Origin of the sequence: Bombella sp. ESL0380 (genome assembly GCF_009725805.1) — a bacterium.
Taxonomy (GTDB): domain Bacteria; phylum Pseudomonadota; class Alphaproteobacteria; order Acetobacterales; family Acetobacteraceae; genus Bombella; species Bombella apis.
In genome coordinates this window covers 11,845-36,900 of sequence record NZ_WNIH01000002.1, presented here as the reverse complement: position 1 = coordinate 36,900, position 25,056 = coordinate 11,845, and the positions used below count along the sequence as shown (strand labels likewise).

General features: G+C 57.1%; 18 protein-coding genes and 1 CRISPR repeat array. Of the genes, 5 read left to right on the top strand and 13 right to left on the bottom strand.

Translation table 11 applies throughout. From position 1 onward, the window contains the following. The first annotated feature begins 64 nt into the window (after window positions 1–64). The gene (locus GM608_RS00445) at window positions 65–2,569 is read left to right on the top strand and encodes a TonB-dependent receptor (RefSeq protein WP_333644812.1); all 2,505 of its coding nucleotides are present in this window, start codon (window positions 65–67) and stop codon (window positions 2,567–2,569) included. A gap of 80 nt (window positions 2,570–2,649) precedes the next feature. On the opposite strand, the gene GM608_RS00440 is transcribed toward GM608_RS00445, so the two are convergent. The 4 genes from GM608_RS00440 to cysG are packed head-to-tail and all read right to left on the bottom strand — an operon-like array spanning window position 2,650 to window position 6,506. Beyond that, on the bottom strand, window positions 2,650–3,054 hold the full coding sequence (locus GM608_RS00440; protein ID WP_333644811.1) for a DUF934 domain-containing protein: 405 nt from the start codon (window positions 3,052–3,054) through the stop codon (window positions 2,650–2,652). Beyond that, the gene (locus GM608_RS00435) at window positions 3,041–4,723 is read right to left on the bottom strand and encodes a nitrite/sulfite reductase (protein ID WP_154980885.1); all 1,683 of its coding nucleotides are present in this window, start codon (window positions 4,721–4,723) and stop codon (window positions 3,041–3,043) included. Before GM608_RS00435 ends, GM608_RS00440 begins: the two co-directional genes overlap by 14 nt. After that, entirely contained in the window at window positions 4,720–5,061 is a 342-nt protein-coding gene (locus GM608_RS00430) for a DUF2849 domain-containing protein (RefSeq protein WP_052349231.1), read from the bottom strand. The genes GM608_RS00435 and GM608_RS00430 overlap by 4 nt, the downstream gene beginning before the upstream one ends. After that, the gene (cysG, locus tag GM608_RS00425; RefSeq protein ID WP_333644810.1) at window positions 5,061–6,506 is read right to left on the bottom strand and encodes a siroheme synthase CysG; all 1,446 of its coding nucleotides are present in this window, start codon (window positions 6,504–6,506) and stop codon (window positions 5,061–5,063) included. The genes GM608_RS00430 and cysG overlap by 1 nt, the downstream gene beginning before the upstream one ends. A 331-nt stretch (window positions 6,507–6,837) precedes the next feature. Here cysG and GM608_RS00420 point away from each other — a divergent pair, with 331 nt between their 5' ends. Both GM608_RS00420 and GM608_RS00415 read left to right on the top strand, forming a co-directional pair. After that, a complete protein-coding gene (locus tag GM608_RS00420) occupies window positions 6,838–8,940 on the top strand; it encodes a TonB-dependent siderophore receptor (RefSeq protein ID WP_333644809.1) in 2,103 nt (700 codons plus the stop codon). Between the two features lie 562 nt (window positions 8,941–9,502). Beyond that, a complete protein-coding gene (locus GM608_RS00415; RefSeq protein WP_333644808.1) occupies window positions 9,503–10,306 on the top strand; it encodes a hypothetical protein in 804 nt (267 codons plus the stop codon). On the opposite strand, the gene GM608_RS00410 is transcribed toward GM608_RS00415, so the two are convergent. From GM608_RS00410 to cas3, 9 genes are all read right to left on the bottom strand, one after another. Further along, entirely contained in the window at window positions 10,307–10,603 is a 297-nt protein-coding gene (locus GM608_RS00410; protein WP_154980881.1) for a hypothetical protein, read from the bottom strand. A 5-nt stretch (window positions 10,604–10,608) separates the two neighbouring features. Continuing rightward, window positions 10,609–11,004: direct repeats of the CRISPR family, unit length 30 nt; unit sequence CGGTTCATCCCCGCATGGGCGGGGAACAGG. An 89-nt stretch (window positions 11,005–11,093) separates the two neighbouring features. Continuing rightward, window positions 11,094–11,375: a type I-E CRISPR-associated endoribonuclease Cas2e gene (gene cas2e / locus GM608_RS00405; protein WP_081562540.1), complete on the bottom strand. Its 282-nt coding sequence runs from the start codon at window positions 11,373–11,375 to the stop codon at window positions 11,094–11,096. Then, on the bottom strand, window positions 11,375–12,325 hold the full coding sequence (gene cas1e / locus GM608_RS00400; protein WP_086431675.1) for a type I-E CRISPR-associated endonuclease Cas1e: 951 nt from the start codon (window positions 12,323–12,325) through the stop codon (window positions 11,375–11,377). Before cas1e ends, cas2e begins: the two co-directional genes overlap by 1 nt. Continuing rightward, window positions 12,322–13,005: a type I-E CRISPR-associated protein Cas6/Cse3/CasE gene (gene cas6e, locus GM608_RS00395; RefSeq protein ID WP_043561868.1), complete on the bottom strand. Its 684-nt coding sequence runs from the start codon at window positions 13,003–13,005 to the stop codon at window positions 12,322–12,324. Before cas6e ends, cas1e begins: the two co-directional genes overlap by 4 nt. Beyond that, complete coding sequence (cas5e, locus tag GM608_RS00390; RefSeq protein WP_333644807.1) at window positions 13,002–13,694, bottom strand: type I-E CRISPR-associated protein Cas5/CasD; 693 nt, start codon at window positions 13,692–13,694, stop codon at window positions 13,002–13,004. Before cas5e ends, cas6e begins: the two co-directional genes overlap by 4 nt. Then, complete coding sequence (gene cas7e, locus GM608_RS00385) at window positions 13,694–14,758, bottom strand: type I-E CRISPR-associated protein Cas7/Cse4/CasC (protein WP_081562543.1); 1,065 nt, start codon at window positions 14,756–14,758, stop codon at window positions 13,694–13,696. Before cas7e ends, cas5e begins: the two co-directional genes overlap by 1 nt. A gap of 53 nt (window positions 14,759–14,811) precedes the next feature. Beyond that, window positions 14,812–15,360: a type I-E CRISPR-associated protein Cse2/CasB gene (casB, locus tag GM608_RS00380; protein WP_086431671.1), complete on the bottom strand. Its 549-nt coding sequence runs from the start codon at window positions 15,358–15,360 to the stop codon at window positions 14,812–14,814. After that, window positions 15,357–16,844 (bottom strand): type I-E CRISPR-associated protein Cse1/CasA, encoded by a 1,488-nt coding sequence (casA, locus tag GM608_RS00375; RefSeq protein WP_333644806.1) that lies wholly within the window; start codon window positions 16,842–16,844, stop codon window positions 15,357–15,359. The genes casB and casA overlap by 4 nt, the downstream gene beginning before the upstream one ends. A 166-nt stretch (window positions 16,845–17,010) precedes the next feature. Then, entirely contained in the window at window positions 17,011–19,536 is a 2,526-nt protein-coding gene (gene cas3 / locus GM608_RS00370; protein ID WP_333644805.1) for a CRISPR-associated helicase Cas3', read from the bottom strand. 1,636 nt (window positions 19,537–21,172) lie between these two features. Between cas3 and GM608_RS00365 the strand changes: the two genes are divergently transcribed. Both GM608_RS00365 and GM608_RS00360 read left to right on the top strand, forming a co-directional pair. Beyond that, on the top strand, window positions 21,173–21,739 hold the full coding sequence (locus GM608_RS00365) for a hypothetical protein (protein ID WP_143539963.1): 567 nt from the start codon (window positions 21,173–21,175) through the stop codon (window positions 21,737–21,739). A 53-nt stretch (window positions 21,740–21,792) separates the two neighbouring features. Continuing rightward, the gene (locus GM608_RS00360) at window positions 21,793–25,014 is read left to right on the top strand and encodes a virulence factor SrfB (RefSeq protein WP_333644804.1); all 3,222 of its coding nucleotides are present in this window, start codon (window positions 21,793–21,795) and stop codon (window positions 25,012–25,014) included. Window positions 25,015–25,056 lie beyond the last annotated feature (42 nt).

The following is a 25,056-nucleotide window of genomic DNA, read 5'->3' as shown; positions in this document are numbered from 1 at the left end:
GGGGTGCCCCAAAGATGGGGCACGACTCCGGCACCTGCCCTTTCACCGTCTCAACGGATCCGTCATGCCATCATATCGCCATCTGTTCTGGATGGGCCTCACCGGCCTGTCCGCACCCTTTGTCGTGCCTGCTTCACTCCAGGCCGCCGGTCTCCATAACAGCCCGGAAACTGACCATCACACCCAGCATCTCACGTCTCGCCATGCAGACGGCAAGACGGGTCGTCTCCGATCATCAGCCCCTCATCCGGGGGGCGCCGCCACAGCTGGGGCCAGCACGAAACGCCATGCCCGCAAGGCCGTTCATGGCGGGTATGAGACCCTGTCCGTCCGCACCCGTCACATCGTGCAGGGCACGCAGCTCGTGCTGGGACACAAGCAGCTGGAACAGCAGGTACCCGGCACCAACCCCCTCCGCACGCTGGCCCAGATGCCGGGCGTGCAGTTCCAGTCCGACGACCCGCAGGGTGTGGACACCTACTCGACCCAGATTTACATGCATGGCTTCATCCAGAACGAGATCGGCATGACGCTGGATGGCCTGCCCCTCGGGGAGCCGACCTTCCGCAACTATAACGGGCTGAACCCGCTACAGGCCATTTCCTCGGAGAATGTGGAACGGCTGGAGGTCACCCAGAGCGCCGGGGCGGAAAGCACGGCCAGCACCAACAATCTGGGGGGCAGCATCAATTACGTCTCCAGCAACCCCAAGAACAGAACGGGAGGGCTGGTTGCCCAAACCTTCGGCAGCAATGCGCTGTTCCATTCCTTCTTCCGGTTCGACTCCGGCAGGCTGAATGAGAGCGGCACGAAGTTCTACGTCTCCTACATGCGCAATCAGGGCGACAAATGGAAGGGCGGCGGAGACCAGTTCATGCAGCAGGTCAATGCCAAGCTGGTCCAGCCCATCGGGGACCGGAGCCAGGTTTCCGCCTTCTTCAACTGGGATGCCCTCCAGATGGTGAACTATCAGGATTACGCCCCCAGCTGGCTGGACCAGGCTGGGTCCCGGCTGGACAATTTCTACGGGCGGCCCGGCGCATGGGCCAGAGCCTACCGGGCCGCACGGGGGCAGTACCCTGCCGCCTATGACCGGCTGTCAGACCCCAAGGATGTTTCCTACTACGACAGTACGGCCAGCTCGTCCGACCTGTTCGGAGGCATCAAGGCTGACCTTGCCCTGACCGACCGCCTGACATGGAAAAGCAGCCTCTATGGCCATAGCGAGACCGGCCACGGCACCTATGCCAGCCCCTATGCGTACCAGAACGGTATCAATACCGTTCAACTCAATGGTGGCCCCATTTTCGAGCAGGTCCGCCATCCTTCCATCGAACGGTTCGGCGGGCTGACTTCCTTCGATTACCGCCTGAAGCGGCATGATCTCTCCGTGGGGTTCTGGTACGAGAACAACCGGTATGATTCCTACGCCTATGCCTACCAGCAGCCCGACAGCCCCAACGGCACACCCCTGAATCCATTCAAAAGCTTCAGGAACGTTCCCGGCCGGACCCTCTGGGGGCAGCGTTACAACACCAACAGCTTCACGGCCTACGTGCAGGACACCTATCACCCCATCAGGTCCGTTGCGCTGCATTTTGGCTTCAAGTCCATTCTCAATACGACCCGTGTGGGCCATGCCACCAACTGGGAACCCCGCTTCCCGGCTCTGGCCAGCGGAGAAAGCCTGACGACCGCCAAGGCCTTCCTGCCCCATATCAGCGGGGACTGGCACTTCCTCCACCATCATGAGCTCTTCTTCGACATTTCCGAGAATGCCCATGCCTACAGCCAGTCCGGCTACAACTCCAGCAACTCACCTTTTGCGGTGTCCCAGCTTGCCTACAACGCCACGAAGAACAGCCTGAAGCCGGAAACGGCCTGGACCTTCGCCGGAGGCTACCGCTACACCGACCATCTCATCCAGAGCAGCCTGTACCTGTACCGCACCAACTTCCATAACCGCCTCCAGCAGATTCTGGGCAGCGCGGGGGCCGGGTCCATCCTCACCAACAACACCTCCACCGTACAGAATGTGGGGGGCGTGACCATGAATGGCGTGGATGGGGCCATCACCATCATGCCGCTGCCCGGCCTCGCCCTGCTCAACAGCATCAGCTACGACAAGGCAACGTACGACCAGAACATACGCAGCGGCGGAACGCTCTATGCCACGAAAGGTCGGCAGGTGGTGGCGTACCCCCGCTTCATGTACAAGGCCCGCCTCTCCTATGAGTGGCGGCATCTGCAGGCCTATGTCGATACCCAGTATTATGGGAAGCGCAGCTATGACTATGTGGGCGACTACAAGCTGCCAACCTACTGGCTGGCCAATTTCGGCCTGATCTACACGCTGGACATGACCCGTCTCGGAATGCGCAACCCTACGGCCGTGAGGAATCTGGTCTTCGCCTTCAACATCTACAATCTGGCCAACACCAGATACGCCTCCACCGTGGGCCAGAACGGCTTCACGATGGATAACCAGGGCGGAGCGGCCTACAACAACCAGTCCATCCTTCTTGGCGCACCCCGCCAGTTCTTCGGCTCCGTCAAGGCGGAGTTCTGAGACACCCCACCTGCAAGAACGGGCCGGAAAGGACAGTCCCTTCCGGCCCGTTTCTGTAGGCTCTCCCAGAAGCCGCCCCCTCAGGCGGGGCTGACGGCGGTATTCTGATAGTAGAACTGATAGCGTCCCAGCTGGTCTTCCCAGTCCTTCACGTTGGCCCCATCCGGCAGAACCACGCTGTCAAACCCGCAACGTCTGAAATGAATGGCCTGATCCGGCAGAAGATGGCCGGACGCCCTGATTTCCCCTTCATACCCCTCATATTCCCGCAGGGACCGGGCCTGCGTGAAAGCCCGCCCGTCCCGGAAGACGGGGAACTCCAGCACGATCAGTGTCAGGCTGCCAAGATGGGAGCGCAGCTCCTCCACCTCGACATCCGGCGCCAGAGAGATGGCCGTGCCCTGCCGGGTTTCCTTCCACTCCGCAAAAGGAACGGGAGAGGCCGCCTCCAGCGGTTTACGCCCGCTGAGATCAAACAGTTTCATAAGCCACCTCCTTGAAAGCCTTCAGGCCACACCGCTTGAGCATCGCAGCGAAGGTCTCCCCCTTCTGACGCTGCCCGAGATAGAACTCCACGATGCGGGCCACGGCATCCACGGCTTCATCCTCTGCAAAGGACGGACCCAGAATTCCGCCAATGGCCGCATTCTCCCCGGCATCCCCACCAAGAAGAATCTGGTAGGTCTCGGCCCCCCGCTTGTCGACCCCCAGAAGACCGATATTGCCCACGTGATGATGCCCGCAGGCATTGATGCAGCCCGACATGTGGATGCTCAAGGCCCCGATCTCGGCCTGCAGGTCGGCATCACCGAAACGGGCCCCCAGCTTCTGCGCCAGTGGCAGGGAGCGGGCATTGGCCAGATTGCAGTAATCCAGCCCCGGGCAGCTCACGATGTCGCTGATGAGACCGACATTCGGTGCGGCAAGGCCCAGTGCCTTCAGGCCCTGCCACAGTTCATGCAGCTGGTCCTTGCGGACATGCCCGAACACCAGATTCTGAAGATGCGTGACCCGTACCTCACCAAATGAATGACGCTCGGACAGATCAGCCAGACCGTGCATCTGCTCGGCCGTCACATCACCGGGAATGGCCCCCGGTGTCTTCAGGGAGATGACGGCACAGATATGGCCTTCATCCTGATGAGGATGGGTATTGCTGGCCACCCAGCGGGCAAAGACGGGATCAGCCTTCTTGTGCTGCTCCAGCACGTCGGCCGCATCTGCCGGGGCCTTGAGGTCCGGCAGGGCGAAACGGGCACGGATCTGCGCCACATGCTCCGGTGTCAGCCGGTAGGCGGCACGGTCCATGCGGGCCAGCTCTTCCTCCACGGCCTTGCGGAAGGCCTCCAGACCGATGGTCTGCACCAGAATCTTGATGCGGGCCTTGTAGAGATTGTCCCGCCGACCGAACGCATTATAGACACGCAGAACGGCCTCCAGCGTGGCGATCAGGTCTTCTTCCTTCACGGAATCGAAAAGTTCCTGCCCGACAACCGGCGTCCGCCCCAGTCCACCGCCCACGAAAAGACGGAACAGCGGACCATTCTCACCAGGACGGGCCAGCAGACCGATGTCATGGAAGCGGGCCGCCACCCGGTCTTCCGGGCTGCCGGAAATGGCGATCTTGAACTTGCGGGGCAGAAAGGTGAATTCGGGATGCAGGGTGGACCACTGCCGCACGATCTCGGCATGGATACGGGGGTCCATCAGTTCATCCTTCGCGGCCCCGGCAAACTCGTCCGACGTGACATTACGGATGCAGTTGCCGCTGGTCTGGATGGCGTGCATGTCCACCTCGGCCAGCTCCCGCAGGATGGTCGGGACGTCCTTCAGCGCAATCCAGTTGAACTGGATGTTCTGCCGGGTGGTGAAATGACCGTAATTCCGGTCATACCTGGCCGCAATGTCGGCCAGCCTGTGCAGCTGGCGGCTGTCCAGCACGCCATAGGGAATGGCCACCCGCAGCATGTAGGCATGAAGCTGGAGATAGACCCCGTTCATCAACCGCAGGGGCTTGAACTCTTCCTCGCTCAGCTCACCGGAGAGACGACGACGGACCTGCCCTTCGAACTCGTTGATGCGCTCCTGAAGGAAGGTCCGGTCCCGCTCCTCATACTGGTAATGCCCGACAGACCGTGACGCAGGCTGTGTCATCCTACCTTCTCCTTTTCCCGCACCGGGGCATGATCGTAAGAAAAATCCGGGTGAACGCTCGGCCCGTGGGCCCGGATGGCTTCCCGTGTCGTGACAGGCTCGGGAGGCCGGGTATCCCTGGCCACGACCTCATATACGGCCACGACCTCTTTCTGTTCCGCCTCGGCCAGGGCACGCTCCAGAGCCGGACCGGCCTCCTCATAGGTGAAGCGGACAGCCTCGGCGATGGATTCATGCCAGTGATCCCCCTCGCCAAGCCAGACAATACGGCCATCCAGCAGACGGCTGGCCGTCAGCAGCAGGATTTCCCCTTCTCCCGGGCGAGAAAGACGTTTCATCAGGCACTCTCCTTCGATGTGCTGTAACCGGGCACAGCCTGCACCACCTCGCCACGGTGATGCACCACTTCTCCCACAATGATCAGTACGGGACTCTGAAGCCCCTGACGACGGACATCTTCAGCAATCGTGCCCAGCGTGCCCGTCACGCAACGCTGGTCTGCACAGGACCCCCGATGGACGACCGCCACCGGCCAGCTTTCCGGCAGGCCATGATCCTGCATCTTCCGGCACAGCTCCGCCATCGAGCTCAGTCCCATGTAGATGACGACCGTCTGCCCTCTGCGGGCAAGGCTGGGCCAGTGCAGGTTCAGCGTTCCATCAGCCCGGGCATGGCCTGTCACCACCACGCAGCTCTGGGCGCAGTCCCGATGGGTCAACGGAATCCCGGCGGCGGCGGCACAGCCATTGGCCGCCGTGATGCCGGGCACGACCCGTACCGGCACATTGGCAGCCAGCAGGGTTTCCATCTCTTCCCCCCCACGGCCGAACACGAAAGGGTCACCCCCCTTCAGCCGCAGGACACGTTCACCCCGCCTGGCCCGGCGCAGCATCTCGGCCTCTATGTCGCTCTGCGGCAGGGTGTGATGGCTCCGCTTCTTGCCGACATAGACACGCTCGGCATCACGCCGCACACGGTCCAGCACGTCCGGCGCCACGAGATTGTCGTACAGGACACTGTCCGCATTCTGCATCAGGCGCAGGGCCGCAAGGGTAAGCCAGTCCGGGTTTCCCGGTCCAGCCCCCACGAGCCAGACCTCACCCTGCGGGCAGTCCGCCTCGCCTTCGGCCTCCGCCACGAGCTGCTCCAGCTGCTCCCGTGCCCGGTCTTCCTCCCCGGCCAGGGCGGCCTCATAGGCCGGACCATCCACGAAAGATTCCCAGACACGCTGCCGCTGCTTCATCCCCGGCAGGCGGTCCTTCAGCCAGCCCCGCTGCTTCTGCATGAAACGGGCGGCCTCACCCATTCTGGCCGGGAGCATGGCCTCGACCATCTGCCGGACACGACGGGCCAGAACCGGAGAGGCCCCGCCAGTCGTGATGGCCACCTGCACGGGGGACCGGTCTACCAGAGCCGGAGTTATGAAGCTTGAAAGAGCCGGGGCATCCACCACACAGACGGGTACCCGCAGCGCATGGGCCTGACGGGCCACCATCTCATTGACGGCCTCATCATCCGTGGCGGCAAAGACCAGTGCCATGTCTGGCAGAACGGCCTGAAGGGCGTCTTCTGCCACCCTGCCCTGACGGAACACGGCCTGCCCCTGCTCCACCAGAGCTGCCAGCTCGGGATGCAGTGTTTCTGCCCAGATGTGGATCATCCGGCATCGCCCCTTCAGCAGACGCATCTTCTGCACGGCCACCTGCCCGCCCCCCACAAGGAGGGCGTCACGTTGGTCCGTCCGCAGAACGATGGGCAGATAGAAAAAGGGCTTCGTCATCATGCGGGGAGCATGTCAAATCTGGGATAAAAATCAACTTTTTATTTTGTTGTTTTTATAAATCACTATACTTTTTAGTTTTAATAAATTCCCAAGCTCACAGGGGGAAAAACCGCCATTCTGCCCATAATGGATGGCTGCCTGTCCCGCTTTATCTTACAGCCCTGTCATCTCATCACAGGAATGTGAAAGCGCTTGCGAAATTAAACTACTTTTTATATTTGATTATGATAATCATTCTCATGTTAGAGAGGCCATTTTGCTCCGTCCCGTTTCATCCAGATCATTCCGGGGGCTTCTCATTCTGGGAGGTTTCATCCTTCCATCATGCGTCATGGCAGCCGAGGCACCGCCCCCGCCAGAAACACGGAAAAACACGACACACAAAGCGTCCACGCCCCCCAAACCACCTGTCGAATCAATCCTTGTCCGTGGCAGGGCCCGTGCCCTCCTTGCCGGTACGGGACAGGCGGCCCTGAAAACGGCCACGCCGCTGGAAACCACACCCCAGAACCTGACGGTCATTTCCCGGGCCAGAATGGACATGCTCAACAGCCGCACCCTGACGGAGGCCATCCGCTACAGTGCGGGTGTCTCCGACTATGGCGGGAAAGATGACCCACGGGGCTATTTTGGCACCATCCGTGGCTTCACACCCGACATCTATCTTGATGGCACACGCACGCCCAACGCCGCCACGTCGCAGTCCTTCTCCATAGAACCCTGGGGGCTGGAGGAGATGGACATCATCCGTGGCAGCAGCTCCGCACTGTACGGGTCCGGCCAGCTTGGCGGCATCATCAATGCCGTCAGCAAGCGTCCCACACAGCACCAGACCAACATCATCTCCGTACAGGGAGGCAGCTATGCCCGACGGCAGGGAGCCGTGGACATTGGAGGCAGCCTTGACGGGCAGGGCCACTGGCTGTGGCGGTTCAACGGGCTGATCCGCAAATCGGGCACCTTTGCCCGCCACATCAAGAACAATGAAATCTATGTGGCTCCCTCCCTGCGCTGGCAGCCTTCCTCCCGTACGGACTTCACCTTCCTGAGCAGCTATGAGCAGCTGGATGCGGGGTCCAGCTCGCAGTTCCTGCCCTATGTCGGCACGGTCGTGCCCACCCGGCATGGCTATCTGCCCCGCAACTTCCTGTCCGGCGACCGGAATTTTGATGTCTATTCCAAACGTCAGCTTTCAGTCGGCTATGCGCTGAGACAGGAACTGCTGCCGGGCTGGACGCTCTCGCAGAACATGCGTTTTGCCCACATGGACGTACTGTACCGCACGGTTGCCCAGCCAAAGCTGGTCAACACGGACACGATATCCCGCACGGCCCTTTTGCAGTCCGGCAATTACAACACCACAACGCTTGATACACGATCGGAATGGAAAGACCATTTCGGTTCCCTCCACAGCATTCTGCTTACCGGTGTCGATTTCCGCAGCGACTTCATGGCGGAACGGCGTGGCGAAAGGAAAGCGCCCAACCTGTCCCTCTATCAGCCAGTCTATCGGGCCATCGCCATGCCCGCCTATGCGTCCAAACGAAATTACAACACGACTGGAACACAGACGGGCCTTTACGGGCAGGAGCAGGCTGACTGGCACCGCTTTTTCCTCACCCTCTCCGGTCGTGGCGACTTCACCCAGAGCGTGCAGGTCAACAACAATACGGGCAAGCGCACACCCCAGAAGGACAACGCCTTCACCGGCCGGGCGGCCCTGCTCTATCAATCGGTCTGGGGTGTGGCTCCCTATGTCTCCTACGCCACGTCCTTCAGTCCGCAGCTTGGCACGACCTATGATGGCACCGCCTTCTCCCCGACACGGGGACGGCTGCTGGAGGCCGGAATAAAATACAGGCCCCGCAAAGACTCCATCTTTGGCGACCGTTTCCTGCTCACACTGGATGTCTTCACCCTGAAAGAACGGAATGACCTGGTGCAGGACCCTCTCCATTCCAGCGACAAGATACAGCTCGGTGCCCAGCGGACCCGTGGTTTTGAAGCAGAATTTGTCGGGCGTCTCCCCTACAGGATCGACCTCCTCGCCTCCTTCACGGTGCAGGACCCACGCATCACCAAAGGCAGTGCCGCCACACAAAACCAGGTGGGCCAACGCCCCGTGACGGTCCCCTCCCGCATGGCTTCCTTCTTCATGCGGCGCAACTTCATCATCACACGCACCTTCAGTGCCGGAATTGGTGGGGGCGTCCGCTATACGGGCACAACGGCCGGTGCCCTGCCAGCCACCATCATCGTACCCTCCCAGCTGGTTGGCGATATTGAGGCCCATCTTGATTACCGGAGATGGCACCTCCAGCTGAATGGCACAAACATTGCCAACTCGAAATATGTTTCCGTATGTACCAGCATGACCAACTGCTCCTACGCTCCTGGCCGTGCCCTGTTTGGTGATCTCTCATATCGATGGTGAAACAAATCAGAAAAACTACAGGAAATCTGTCTTGCCGTACAGGATAACAGCTCTTAACGTCACGTTCCCATTAACATCAACTGCTGCCGATGCGGTGCGACACGGTGACAATCTGCAGGCCGTAGCTGTGGCAACCCGCCACGTGGCGCTTTGCGGGGTTCATTGCAGGCCCCGCCACCGCATCACCGGGCGAAGCTTCCCGAACACAAAAAACCAAGACAGCGTATGGGTGGGGCCTGCCGCAAACCCCACAATAACGCAACTACCCTAACGGGCGGCCCAGGCCGGCAGAATATCGCCTGATCACCATACGCTGCACCATCGATAATAGGTAAAACCACAGCCTTCATCAAGACATTCAATAATGGTGAGACCCCGCATGGGCGAAGGATAGATAGTATGCCGCCTGCTGCTGGAGACAGAAACAACCCATACCCGCTCCGCCATTCAAGAAGTGCGGTATATGACTGGCCGGAAAGAGTGACCCCGAAAGTCTGGCTAGCAGAACTGGTGAGAGGGATGGCATACTGAGACATGACGATGACCTGATGAGGCTGGAGAAATGCTGAAAAGACGTGTGCTGTATGCCGCCATGGCGGCTTGTGCCGTGTCATGTTCTGCCCATGCCGCACCGCCAATGACAGACGCTGAGTGGACCGCCTACGAAGAATCGCACACACGGTTTATCCTTCAGCAGTTCGGCGCTGATCCAGAAACGGCACGATGGGCAGCATGGGCGATGAAGTATCAGCCATCATCACGATGCGCCATGTCTGCACGTCCTGTTGTCCACGCCGTAGAGGGAGGAATGAGTCTCTTCCCCGGCGAGGGGGAAGGCATGGTGGTCGACCATATCTGCGAGCCAGAAGCGTTGAAGCATGATGCTCTCACGATCCCACCATTTTCAGCCATCGAGGGAGAAAATGAACGCCTGCAATGGGGCGTGACCAGCACTGCAAGGAACAAGGTGATAGCCGCCATATTGGAGAGGCAGAAGAAGAAGCAGAAGCAGGACGCCAGAGAGTACCGCAAAAACCTGCGACCTCCTACATATCTCACTTCCCCTGACAGCAAGTATTTTGTGAATCCATGCCAGTCTGTTGAGCTTGACTTCCCCGAAACCGCACAAGATGAAGGTAGAGAAGGACATGTTGACGCAACATGTCATTTCCAGAAAGGAGAAGACAATTATTGGCGGGCAGATTCATGTCACTTCTCGGCACCAAAAGGAACCGGGAAGGATTTTATCCAATCGGCAAATAGTTTTATGGCAGCAAAATGCTGGGGTCAGAATGACTTTGATATAAAGCTTGATAACTCTGGCATTGGCACTGCGGGGATTGGGTTCAGGTTCAATTATCAATAATTACCCACTTACTTTCTTGGGGATTTTCTTACCCATATTGTCAGCTTCAACAGGTGTCCCATTCTTCATTACCACCCATTTTTTCGCCCCGAAACGCACTTCCTGCAAAGTCATTCGGACGACCAGAAGATCGCACCCTGATTGAGATGTGCGGTCGAATTCGTAGCCGGATAGGGTGACTGCACTGGATTTATAACCCGGCATCCTCAATATGAGGCTGTTGGCCTCTCTGCGCTGTTCCTCAAGTTTTTTAAGGACTTTCCCCTGATCCCCAGCTGTTCCTAGGGAGTCTTTCATGAAGACAGCTCATCCCCGCATGGGCGGGGAACAGTATGGGGGGACGCCACCCGCCGCAAGCGGCGGCGGTTCATCCCCGCATGGGCGGGGAACAGATACCAGCTCTCAGTTCTGCCCGAGCCGCATCCGGTTCATCCCTGCATGGGCGGGGAACAGCCGACGGTTGAGAGCCACTATCAGAAGGTGGCCGGTTCATCCCCGCATGGGCGGGGAACAGGTGCATCAGATGTCGGGGTTTCCGATGGCATACGGTTCATCCCCGCATGGGCGGGGAACAGGGCAGGTAAGCCCGCCACTGGTCCCCGTGTGTCGGTTCATCCCCGCATGGGCGGGGAACAGGTAGCGATAGACCTGTGCGGCGCTGTCCATGCCGGTTCATCCCCGCATGGGCGGGGAACAGACTTCCTGCAACGTACTGTAAGACATGACTTTTTTTATTTTCAAAGACCGTACCAACTTAAACCAGAATTTAATACCTCACTCCTTCGCTTTATTCCGGTCGAAAAGCAACCAGTTTCAATCCATCGAAATCAACCGGCATCCGGCGATTGTGACCAGCTGTACGGAACTCATATCCCTGATCGTTGGGAACATGCCAAACCATGACAGCATCACCCTCAGGCCCAAGGCCAAGCAGTACCTGCTCCCAGACCATCTCCCTTGTCCGTCTGGAGTAGCTGCCCACATAGACCCCAGCCCGTATTTCCACCAGCCATGCTGCCAGACGGCCACGCAGGCGGGGTGGCGCATTGGTGACCACCACAACCAGCATCAACGGTGCCCCGGATCGCCAAAGGTTTCATCTTCAAAAGCGACGGGCACGGCCTCCGGTGGGGGCTCGGGGCGAGGCAGACCGCCAGCCGAAAGAACCTGCTCAATGGTCGGAATGATTCTCTCCAGCAGCTTTTCCTTGCGGAACCTGTCCCGGCAGGCCAGGCGCACGGCCCGGTCTGGGGACATATCCAGCCGCCCCTTTTCCGCCTTGCCTGCAATACGGAAAGCTTCTGGCACAACGGTTTCCATCTTGAAGATGTCTGCCACATCATACACGAAAGAAAGAGGCTTCCCGCTATGCAAGAACCCCACTGCCGGGGCATAACCTGCTGCCAGCACAGCAGCCTCGGACAAACCATGCAGGCAGGCCGTGGCCGCTGAGAGGCAACGGTTGGGAATGTCCGAGCCGTCCCAGTCCTTCCGGTCGTAAGAGCGGCGTTTCCAGCTGACACCATATTGAGCAGCCAGCAGGGCGTAGCTTTCCCTTACACGAGCTCCCTCAATACCACGCAACTGATCCACCGACCGCCGGGCAGGTGGCTCCTCCTTGAAACGCCGCTTGTACATCTCTCGCACGACACGCAACCGGGCCTCATCATTCAAAGCCAGACTGGCCTGCCATAACAGACGGTCCGCCCGTGCTCCACCAGGCTGACCGGAAGAATATAACCGCACGCCAGCTTCCCCTACCCATGTGACCAACGTGCCTACACGGGCGGCCAGCGACACGGCTGCATGAGAGATACGGGCACCCGGCTCCAGCATGATGCCCGCCAGACCGCCAACGGGAATCTGGGTTCTCGTACCATCAGCGTTCACCGCTACGAAGGCACCATCCAGCACATCCAGCTGCGCCCGTTCGACAAAAATCAGGGAAGCCCGATCTTTCAGGGGGATGGGTTTTGGCGGGGCCAGACCGGGTAACCCGCCTTTCCCCGCCCCGCTCATGAAGCCCGCCGGATCAGCATGAGGCCGCAACCAAAGGCCTTGGCCCGGCCAAAGCCCCGAACCAGCTGGGCCAGAAACGCTTCCGGGTCTGTCACCTCCAGCTGGCCTGAGAGGTCCAGAATACCGAAATCAGGCCGATTGCTCCTCTTCCGTTCGTTTCCAAAACGTGGAAGCGTCTCGGTATGATAATCATCGACAGATACATGATGCGGCACAAAACCCGCTTTCTCACCCTGTCGTGTCAGCCAGGCAAGACCTGCTTCTTGGGCAAGGTCCATGCGTTTCTCTGCCCGTTCCTCCTTCGGAATAGCGTGAATCGCATCCAGAACGACATCCACACGCTTGCCCGTATCACGCTTCATCCGTGTCGCATTGACCTGAAGCTGAAACTCGAGCCTGTCCCCTGCCTTCAGTTCAGGGGCAAAAAGCTTGCACTGAGGAGGCTCGAACAGCTCGTTATCATCCCGTGGAAGGCGTGGAGAGAGGGTAAGAAAGCTCCCGTCACTTTCTGCACGCCAGAGAAAATCCCGCTTCTGGTTGGGATCAGTCGCAAAGGCAGACCAGAGCATATGATGCTGCGATGACCGCCTCAGCCCCGTATCCGGCTCTCTCAGGGCAGCCTCCAGAACACGGACGGCAGGGCTGCGGGAAAGGCGGATTCTACTTAGATACCAGCTCATTTCATCGTCTTCCCTGGCAGTTCAACATGCCGTATTCCGACATCCCGTGCAGCAAAGTGCCAGCGTTGCCGGTCCAGTGGGACATCATGCACGTAATCCCGCTGGCTGCCCTGCTCGCCGACAACCATGACCTTTTCAGAAAGATCAACATGTCTGGAAAGCCAGAAAGGCACTTTCACCTGCCCCAAGGCCTCCTCGACCGTATCGGCCTGTACGACCTGAGGATTCAGAGGGGATGAAAGCGGGCAGGATTTACGGCCAAGATAGAGCGTAAAATGCGGTTTGCGTAACGCTGCCGCTATCTCCTCCAGCCCTCCACCCTGCACGGCCACGCCATAGAACACGCCCGCCCGATAATCGCGCAGAGTGATGCTGGTTGTCAGCCGTCCTCCCGCTTTCCGAATTGCCTCCGGACGGGAATTTGGCTTCTTCACCGCCGCCGCAGGGACGGACTGAATGGTATGGAAGTCACGCAGAGCCGTGCCGCTGTCAAACACCGCCACGTCAATCTTCAGACTGTCCAGCCCAGAGAAATCGCCATCACGCCGTATGCCTAACGCAGCTCCCATCAATCCGATCAGTGCGGAATGGCCCGGCCAGAGCAGCGACCCCCGCCGCTCATGCCCGGCCAGCTCGCCCATCGACCCCAGGGAGGCCGAGAGCGAAAACACCAGATAAGGGGAAGCCATCACTCACCCCGCACGGCTTTACCTGCAAAGGCGACCAGTTCATCCAGTGTTCCGGTTTTGCCCACACACAATTTAGCTTCGGCAGCCCAGCACGGCCCGTAGGCATCATCAATGGCCTTCCGGGTCTCTTCCAGCTTTTTAATGGAGCTTTCCAGCAGATTCTCACCTTTTACAGCATGGAAGAACGCACCTGAGAGATCACGGGGTGCCTGCTCACCCTGTTCTGCCAGCATGTAATGTGCCCGTGGCCGATGGGCATAGCTGTTCTGCTTGCCACGAGGCGTGGCCTGAGACAGCGCCCGAGCCAATGCTTCCATGGCCTTGGCTGCAAGTTCCCTGTCACCGGCCAGATTCTCAACCAGCAGGTCCAGATTGACGCAGACATACTGGTAGAACACCCCCGTACCGAAGGCGCTTTCACCGATATGGCCAGCACCACGCTCATCATCCTTGTTCAGATCATCCACAGCGGAGAACCAGTCTTCCTGCGCTACTGAACGATGGGTCGTGAACGCATGAGCCACCTGCACGGCGGCATCCCGGTTGAAGTCGGCATCGGAGGCCAGCATACGCCCGAACATGGCAATATCCACCGCCCCATCAGCCCGACGCAGGACCTCTTTCTTCAGGTCTTTGTCTTTGGGCAGTTTCTCCCCGGCAGCGACTTTTTCGGCCAGCTCTTTTGCCAGTTTCCATTCATCTGGTGAAATAAAAGCGAGCGTCGTGGCGATCTGTTCGCCCGTTTCCTTGTCAGCCGCTTCCAGTTTGCCGAAAATGCCAGCAACAGTACTTGCACTCTCCTGAGCCTTTTTCTCGGCAACGCCCTTACTCAAAAGATGCTGCACCAGCCCACCATGCAGGCGTTTAGTCCTTGTCCCCATATGGTCTGCAAGGTCGTTGCTGAAGAACGTGCTTTCCCGCAAGGCCCGTTTGACCGACTGTGAGGAATGGCGCATACGCACCTCCCCACCAATCACGGCCTGTTTGGGGCGGCCCATATCGTCACGATTGGGATTGGAGAGACCATAAGTTGTCAGAACATGGAACTGGACAAAATTTGTCATGACACAAAAACCTACTTGATAAATGGATAAAAACGAGACCAGCAACACATGTGCTATTCTGTCTTGTCTCCCGAATTCGCAGCACCAAAATAATCGAGACACCAGCGGGTCTTGGTCCGATCATTCCAGAACATGACATCCCGTGCGAGGGCTGCAACGTTGCAGCGATACTCTGCCATCTGCACAGCACGCCGCAATAACGCAGCCAGCTCTTCATCTTCCGCTGTCATTAACTGCTTGAACCTTAGAGGAGACAATAATGGCTCCTTATCTGCCCCTCTCAACCGCTCTGCCAATGTGCTGTGGCTATTGGTCCGCACACTGCCCAGTATCTCAACCAGCCGACAAAAACGTTTCAGCTCATGCTCCCGCACATTCAGCGTACGCACCAGATGATGCACTTCCGGTTCAAACAGAAGATCAGGGAAACCCCCACGACGCAACTTCGCACTGAGCGTGCGTGCCGCTGTTTGGCCCGGCATCTTTTCCGTTTCGCTCTTCCCGCTTTCTTCTGCATCCTTCGACGCAGACTGCGTGCGTGGAGCAAGATTTTTCTGCCACCACTCAAAGACCTTCACGCCAATGTCTGTTTTTTCACTCATGCGGCCTTCCTCTTCTTCTGCGGGACGGGGAGACCCAATGCTGTAAACAGGGCTGGACCTGCCTTCTTGCCGTATCCCCACAACTCTATGTTCAGAAGCTTCCGGGCTTCGGCAATTTTCTTCATGCTCTGCATGTCACGCTCGGAAAGCCCCGGCAGAGCAACAGCTTCAAACTGACCCAGAGCCTGCTTTCGCAATACCTTCAGCCACTCTTCAGAGGGTCTCTCGCCGGCGGCTATCTGATGGAAGCAATGATAAAAAGCGGGTTCAGTTTTCAGGTAAAACTCTTCACGTTGCGCTTCCCGTGCTTCACCAGCATCCAGAACGGATGACAATGCCCAGTTCAACATTGCCGCCACCATCTCGGCAGCTTCAATAAAACCTCGCAAAATCTCTTCAGCATCCTCGGACAGGCGAGAAAGCGGCTGACGGGAATAGACAAAATCTCTCGGACTCATGTTGTTCATGGCCCAGCCCGCTACAATTACGGACGCCTCATCCCCTCTCTCTCGTCCACACCACTCTCTCACGATCAGTGCCAAACTGGCCAAACGCTCTTCATGCGCTTTCTTGGGCTCACCTTCAGCAATGATACCCAGCCAGTTACGATAGCCAAACCGTCCAGCCCGTGGATGGCGTGGAAGCCAGTCCTCTGTGACCTTGAGCCGGTAATAGGGGCTTAAAGGATGCCGCCACCCGGCATAGTTCGTGCCATAGGGCCTCTGTATGACACCTGTTATACCCTCGTCATCCCCTACAAGGCGCAGACGGCGGGGCATGCCAAAAAACGCTTCCACGTCAAAGTGTCTCTTTTCATCAGACGGATAGACGGATGCCCGCCCAGGCTCCGATGTCCGTGTCGGCCTCATCCACGGCAGGTCTTTCATGTCGGATGGCTGACCGAACGGAACATTGAGCCAGACGAGGTCCCATAATTCTTCGCCGGGATCGAGAAGTGTCACGAGTGGCCCACCACCACGCATGGAGGTACGGTTTCCAGCCCCACCAGATGGGGCGAAGTCCTGCAATGTGTAAAGCGCCATCGCCGCTTCCGGCAGAGAAAGACATGAATAACGGCTGCGATGCACCATGACGTCAATGTTATTGCGCATGGTCTGCCCACCCGCACTATCGATGAACAGCATGTCAACCGGATTAGGGGAACCTGAAAGCTTCTCCATGTCCTGAAGAAAGCGGGGACCATCACCCAGAAGATGAAAGGCCGGCTCATAAGCAGCCAATTTCGTTTTCAAACGCTCTGGATCAGCCCGCCTGCGGGCCCGCCAATCCTTCTTGTTCGCTGGTGGATCTGCCAGATAGACAAGCCCAACCAGCAGCTCCAGACAGGCAACATTCAGGTCAGGACGGACCCAGTCCGGGAAGAGCATACCCTCTTCTGCCATCTGCCATGGTGCAATAATCCGCCTGCTACCATCGTCGCATCGTACAGGGATCCACGGGTCTGTTATCAGATTTAGAGACACCAGAAACCTCTAGGGGTTACAAGATCAACCATCTGCTGCGTCTCCGTGCACCAGCAGAAGAATACAGCACTCCGACATCACTCTGTGTCATTTCCAGCCCATTAACAAGTCACAAATCAAAACAGATGAGGAATAATGGGCTGGAAAAATCAATGAAATTACCAGATCAGGAAGAATGGTATATAAGCAGTCCTATATCATTCCTATAATAAACACCCTGACAGATAGCTCCATCTATTTCATGAACCGGGCAGATCGTGACGGCTTTCTTCTTCCATTGTGGCCAATATCTTTGAGCTTCCTGAATATCGGCCCTGTCCTGATCTGGAAGGTCCAGCCCCACAAGCCGCTTGCTCCTCACAGAAACTTCCGACAATGCCCATAGAGCTGCCAGCTCACTCCTGCCCAACTCATCCGAAGGAACTCCTTCGGCCTGTGCCCATGGGACAAGGCCATGGTCCGTCTGGCGGGCCAAAGCAAGAATCCGGGTTTCATCCCCAAGCCGGGTAGGATAGGTCGTATCATCCGCACCGCAGCCGCCCTTCCGGTAGCCATCTTCAATAGTGGCAAGATTCTGAAGAGCACGATGCCGCGCAGCCATGGCCTTTCCGCACCCTTCTGCCTCCGCCCCATCCAGTACGGAGGGCAGGTTTTCCACCTCATCGCCATGTACAGCTTCTATCAGGGAGCGCAAACCATCTGGGGTCCTGATCTGGCCAGCCTTGAACAGAACCGAAGCCGTCCGCCACATATCCGGCAATGAGTAAACCCAAGCCCCTCTCTCCAAAACTTTCTGCAACCAGCGGTCATCCTGCACTTCGGCAGGGTCTGGTGACAGGACCTTCAAAACAGGTGCCGGGACGGGACGCTGTGTGGCAGGCCGCACATCCATATGCCGCCATAGACGGCCAACACGCTGTATCAGGGAGCCAATCGGGGCCAGATCGGACACCATGACATCAAAGTCCAAATCCAGCGAGGCTTCAACAATTTGTGTCGCAACCAGAACAAATCCCTTACGGCCAGTCCCATTCCGCCCCACACGATCCAGCACTTCCTGTTCCAGCTTTTTGCGATCACACAAGGCAAAACGGGCATGTAGCAGATGGGCCTGCACCCCCTCAGCCCGCAACGCATCAACCGCAGCAATGGCATCATCCACGGCGTTGCGAACCCATACACAGGCAGCTCCACCTGCTGCAGATTGGGCAATATATCGCACCGCCTCATCCATCGTGGAAAGCCGCTCCACCATGACAGGCCCTTTCTGGGGCCGGGCATCATCATCAAACTGTGTTACGGTCTCACCTCCGGCGACAGTTATGGCCGGATAGGCGTGAGATTCAGAAATGCCGCCGTACGTCTCCAGAAGGCGGGCCCGTAATTTGAGTGGCAGAGTCGCTGTCAGCAATATAGCTGAGCCCCCCATGGCCCTGTGCATCTGCAACAGAGCCACCAACTCTTCCGCAATATAGGGCTCACCCATTTCATGAACCTCATCAACCACCAGTATCTTGGAAGCAAGGCCATAATGCCGCAATGTCTGAAACCGTACCGGCAGAACGGACAGCAAAGCCTGGTCAATCGTGCCGATCCCAACATCAGCCAACAGGGCCCGTCTATTATCTGAAGCCAGCCACTCAGCACTTGTCACGCCGGACTGATCATCAGATTTACCCGTCCTGCTTCCTTCATTGACAAGGTCACGAAACGGCACGGACAGACCGGCCCGACCGTGAGCGAGGGTCAAGGACGGGTTTGTAAACATCGTCTCCATGACCCGCCTGGCCCGCCCAAACATGGCATCAGCTGTGGCCATAGTAGGCAGAGCAAAAAACAACCCCCGCCCCTTCCCTGCCAGTATCATACGATGCACCAGAATAAGAGCGGCTTCCGTTTTACCAACCCCGGTTTCGGCTTCCAGCACAACCAGTGCGGGGCCTTCTGGCAAGGTCAGAGAAACGCATGCCTCTTGCAGTGGCCTCAGTGCAAAATCAAACAACTCCCCTTCACGGGCTGTTGTTCCACTCAAGCCAGCTTCTTTCACGGCTTTTTGGGCAATTGCACGTGCCTCTTTCAGGTACGCCTCCGGTTCCAGCTCCAATTCCTTTGGAGAGAACCATGTCGTATTGGACCCTATCCAATCGGCTGCCGTACAGAACCCAGGCAGCCACCAGGAAAAACTTGTCGCCGCTTCTTCATCCAGGGAATCAAGAGAAGCCTCTGGCCAGAGCTGCCTGAAAATCTCCAACAAACGTTGTGCTGCTTCATGGCCATCTCCGACAGCCCGCAGGCACTTCCTCAGCTCCCGTCTCTGCAAGTTTGTCTGAGGAGGGCGGCCATGATGCCCGGCCACGGCCGCATATAAAACTTCCCGAACGTCTTCGGTACCGCCCAGCCACTCCGCCAACCAGTCATCTTCAGTCAGCAGAAGAATTTCAGTCAGTTCCCAGTGCGTGAATGGTTGATATGCCCCCTCACGTAACATTCCTCGAAATGTTTCACTGAATTTTCCTAAATCATGCAGGCCTGCCAGTGCAATAAAAGCCTGTTTCAATGCAGATGGCCAAGGCGATTCCGCAAGCAGCTGCTCAGCGACAGCCGCTACATCGAGCATATGATAAATTGCCGGATGTTCAATAGTTTCAGGAGGATGAGCACTCTTGGCGGGCCAATCAAGCCATTCTTTCATCTGATTTCTCTCCCCTGGACATACAACTATCGACCATGTCGAGCGTAACAGGCGATTGGAGAAGTTCAAATGAACTTTTGGGTCGCCAGACAAACACCAGCATTATTCCGGGCGGTTTTGATCATGTTGGGCTGAAACTGACTGGGAAGACGCATGAATACAAGGCGTTCCGTGACCTTGCTTCCCCCTCTGACATATCCTGCAGCCCCCCTCCTGACAGCTCCAGCTGCCTTGTGATGGGCACAAATGGTAGTTCCATCAGGACATGTCAAAAATGCAGTGCCAGACAGGTACGTCTCTTCCTCTCTAAGGACTTGAAAGCTCCAAGAGCATAGAAGGTCTCATAAAGAAAATATAAAATAACTTCACTTTTTTGTAAAAAAACAGAACATGTCAATCTCGTCATGACCACTTTCTCCACAGGGGAAACTCATGCCATCCATTGCAAAGTTAACAACACAACAATATTATGACATGATCTGTCTTGGAAGATTATCAACGTCCCTACACCGAGAAGCCCCTCCATATGCCTTTTTCACGCATTAAAACTACACGAAATGGCCAATTTGAAACCTTGCGGGTGCAAGGCCAGCCCGTCACGGAGCTCTGGGAAGATATCCAGGATGTTCTGCAGGCATATGCTCAACAGTTTCCCAAAGCCCAGCATCTTTCCCTGGCACAACCTTTTGGCAACCCTGCCGATGGCACCATAGATTGGTATGGCCCTGCATGCTCTCCCATCCCCCCGGAAAAACAGAGCCAGATCAACCAGATTTATACACAGACCCGCGACTACATCATCCAATGGGCGAAACAGAATAGTGGCCGCAACATCGACCCGGATATCGTATCCCTACTTCCAACAGCCCTAACAATCCCCAACATCGACAACCTGTATTATAACCCCCATGGGCTCATTCTTACGGCTTGGGGGCATCGTGCAATTTCCGGCATGCTGGCCAAAGGCAACCTGCAGGGTAAAACCCTTCCCGACGTTCCCTCAGCAGCGCCCGACCCCGAGCCCCGCCCTGAACCAGAAGAAAAAACCACTTCCGAAGAGCCGGCATCCCGGCCCTCTTCCCCCCATGCATCAGCATCCAATGACCAGACCACCAGTCAGCAAAGAACCTCCCAGAGGTTCACCAGCAGCCACACTTTTACGCAAGAAAGACTTGTCATCCTTCCATGGTACCGCGTGTGGTACACACGATGGCTGGCCCTCTTTCCGGCCTGGCACTGGTTCCCCGCCCTGACATTCGGTCTTCCTCTTTTTCTCCTCCTCCTCCTTGCCCTGAGCACATCTCTGGGGCCTGCCTTGTGGGGAGTCGGACTGGGCTGGGCGCTTCTTGCGTCACTTCTTATCGGCCTGGGGCTCTGGATGCGACGTTTCTGGCGGTGGGGGTTCGTTCTGCTGGGCCTCCTCCTGCTCTTATGGCTTCTGAGCACCTTGCTCATGGGGCTCTTTTCTGCACGGCACCTGTCTGCCCCTCCCGGCCTTGGCAGCATTAATGGAGTATCCTCCTCCATCGGAGGTGCTTGCAGTAACGGTCAGCTCCCTGTCCACACTCCTTTGGCACCCCCTGCTGCCCCTGTTCACACAGCAGTGCCCCTTGACGCACCACACAGACAGACTGCCATGAATGACCTTCAGACAGCACGCAGCCGGGGAGGCAACAAGGGAGCTCTGGAAATCTCTCTGGCCTGGAACGACCCCAGCGACCTGGACCTGCATGTCCAACCTCCTGCCGGTCAGGAAATCAGCTTCTCCAAGCGTGCATCACAGGGAGGCGTGCTGGACGTGGACGCCAACGTGGGAACGCCGACCTCTCCCATCGTACAGCATCCCATCGAGCATATCACCTGGCCGGTCCGTCCACAGCCCGGTACGTACAGCATCAGGGTCATCCCTTATCACATGCGCTCCAACGGCGAGCCTGTCCCATACCATGTGACCGTCTATGAAGACGGGCAGCCCGTCCAGGAATACAACGCAGAAGCCCGCACCGATAACGACCGGCAGAGCTTCAATTTCACCCTGCCCGAACCCCCGGCCGGTACGCAGGACCAGGGTGCTGGTCAGGCTCCTTCCCCTGCCCCCGATCAGGCCCCGCAGGCACCAATCGACGGGGATCATGCACCCCACCCAGGAACGCAGTCTTTGCCTGATGGCGGCAGCTCTCCTCCTCCTGCTACCTCGTTGTAAAAGGCACTCCCTTCCAAACCCGTCCATTCCTTATCCGATTTTGGGTTTTTATCATGACAGAACTTCTTCTCGTTCCTGACAGCCTGTTGCAGTTTACTACCCTTCATTTCGACCTGGCTTCATTCCGTGAGCGGGTAGAACAGGACTATATCTTCAGTCTTGTCTCCAACCCTGCCTCAAAAGAGCAGGAAACTCTGGTCATCACTCGCAACTCGGCAGGAAAACGGGTTGAAGGCGAAGAAATTTTCCTGAACCTCGAAGGAACCGTTGCAAAACTCTTTGAGGGGCGCTGGATTCCACTGCCCTGGCTGAACACGTTCAGCGACAGTGACTCCCAGAAGAGACCTTCCAGCACAGAAGATCCAACAGACATAGTTGACCTCCAGGGCGGCCCTTCCAACTGGATTCGTGGTCGTCTCAAAAAAGATTCGACAACAAAACAATTCTTCATGGAAATTGTCATCGATACCACGATGGAGCGTACCCCCTCCAAGGACCCAGAAGGCAATCCCATCTACAACGGCCCCAAGCCGGATGACAACGGAGCAGCAACCTACGCACTGCCCCCCCTCACCAGGATCAAAGATTGGCTGAGTGTCAATCACTGGGTCCAGAATATCATCTTTGCCGCCCAGGCTGAGAGCGTGAAAGCGTATCTGCCTTCCTTTGATGATGATACACCGCCGCCTCCACGGCCTGGAGATCTGGATCACCGCCTTACAGCTCTTGCTGCCTATCTGGCCTTGCTTCAGGGGCTTACCGCCGATAAAGACCTGCCTGTCATCAAGTTTGTTGACAATGCAACAAAACCAATCGATGTCGATCTCGTCCTGGACCTGGGGAACTCCAGAAGCAGCGGTATCCTTATCGAGCAGAACGCCGATCAGGCACTCTCCAAAAATGGCCGGTTCGGCAACTGCCGTGTGCTTGGCCTCCGGGATTTGCGTGCTCCACAGACCATCCATTCCGGGCTTTTCTCAAGCCGGATCGAATTCAGCAACATAACATTTGGAGATGTCCGGCTTTCCCGGGAATCTGGGCGCGATGATGCATTCCTCTGGCCCTCTCCTGTCCGGGTAGGCGGAGAGGCCGAAGAAATGATGGCCGCTCGGGAAGGAACCGAAGGCTTTTCCGGCCTCGCTTCCCCCAAACGCTACCTTTGGGATCGCACTCCTACATCTCAGGGATGGTATTTCAATGATGCTCTCACCAGCGCGGAAGCCATTCCCCCCCATCCCGCCCAAAACCCACGGGTATCAGGCTCATTCCGAAGCAAACTTCATGAAATCCTGATGCGGCAGAACGAACGGGGCATCACAACATTCAGCACTGATTTGAAGGAAGAGCTATACGATGGTGCCAATGCGGGACCGGACATAACAGCCGCCAGAAAGGTGAAAGTCTGTCAGCTATCCAAAAGCGAGATTTCCATCCTCATGCTCAATGAGCTCATCCTGCAGGCCATAGCCTTCATGAACTCCCCGCAGGAACGCGAAAGTCGCGAGCAAAGCCGGACACCACGCCGGCTGCGTTCCCTTGTACTGGCTTTCCCGCCCGGCATGCCTCTGGCTGAGCGCCGCATCCTTACCAAACGTGCCCGGACGGCCCTCACCATGGCCTGGGAGAGCACCAGGCAGCAGGAAACATGGAAACAATTTGGGGACGCCTACACACAGCCACCTGAGCTTGAATGCAGCATAGATGAGGCAACAGCCACTCAGCTTGTCTGGTTGGAGAATGAAATAAACAACAAGATGGGCGGCAGTGTTGACGAATTTTTCCATCTCTATGGCCATGCTGCCTCCTCCGATGGCAAAGAACGCCTCCGCATCGCCAGCCTTGATATCGGCGGAGGGACAACAGACCTCATGGTGTGCGATTATCGGCGCAACAAACATGAAGAAATGCTCCACCCGCATCAGCTCTTCCGCGAGAGTCTGCGCATTGCGGGTGATGACCTGCTTGAAGACATAATTTCAGGGCCAATTATCACAGCCTTCATGAATCATTTCAGAACATATCATATTCCTGAGCCACGAGCTTTTTTTAATACCCTGTTCAAACTGGGTGCCGCAGACTCAACCATTCAGGAGGCAACGCAGCGACAGCTTTTCATTTCCACAATTCTTGAACCTGTCGCACTGAGCATCATTAATGCCTACGAAAATGTGGAAACATTCTTCTCGGGAGAGCTGATAACAGGCCGCTTGCACGAGCTTCACCAGATTTCTCCGAAAGCCGCCGAACGCACACGTGATTATTTCAGGGCAGCCCTCAAAAAACACCTTTCCATTCACGGCACGCCTTCCTCTTCCGCTCTGACCAGATTTCTTGACCAGAACGATGACACGCAAGCTGCCAACGAAGATATTTTCGACCCTCTGGATGCCAGCATACATGTAACAACCGATGACATGGAAGGTATTATTACCAGAAGGCTGGGCCAACCCCTGCAGATACTGTGCAGTATTGTTCAGGCCTATGGCTGCGATGCCCTCCTGCTTTCCGGCAGACCTTCCAAACTGCCACATGTCTGCAGCCTGATCCTGAGCGCTCTGCCCGTGGCTCCGCAGCGTGTCATTCCCATGCATAACTATGTGATTACTGGTGACTATCCTTTCTCTGACAGCAGCAACCGGATTGGAGATCCCAAAAGTACTGTCGTGATGGGCGCCGTCATCTGGAAGAAGGCTTGCCGTGCGGAGATCGGCAATTTCAAATTGGCCTCCAAAACCAGATATGAAAAATCAACGGCACATTTCATTGGCAACATGAAAATCAACGAAGGAACAATCATCCGTCTCTTCAACCCTCAAGAGGAAGACGGATCCCCTATCGCTTACGACCTCTCGAATGTCACAGCGGAAGACAAGCTGGAAATAAAGATCGATACATTCGAAGGCAGCATGATACTCGGGACAAAACAGCTCCCCAACAAGGACTTTCCCAGCAGTCCATTCTACAATCTTGCCCTGACATCCGCAGGACGGGATTTCCTTCAGCAGCGGCGCATTGACCTTAACAGCCCCCTGTCCCTTACACTCTCCCGCACCAGAACCCCCTCCACCAGCGAAGCTGAACGGAAAGAGCTCTGTGAAAATCTGGTCATCACGGAAATTGAAGGCCAACCCACCACTCATGATGGCCCTCCCATAAAAGTGCCAGCCAGAGACTTCATCAGCGCAACACTACAGACAACCCTCACCCCCCAGGGACACTGGCGTGACACCGGCGCCATACACCTGACAACCATCCAAGACCAATCAACAGTCTGATCCGCCCTATCTCCCAGCCTCCCTCACCGCCCCAAGAAAGTC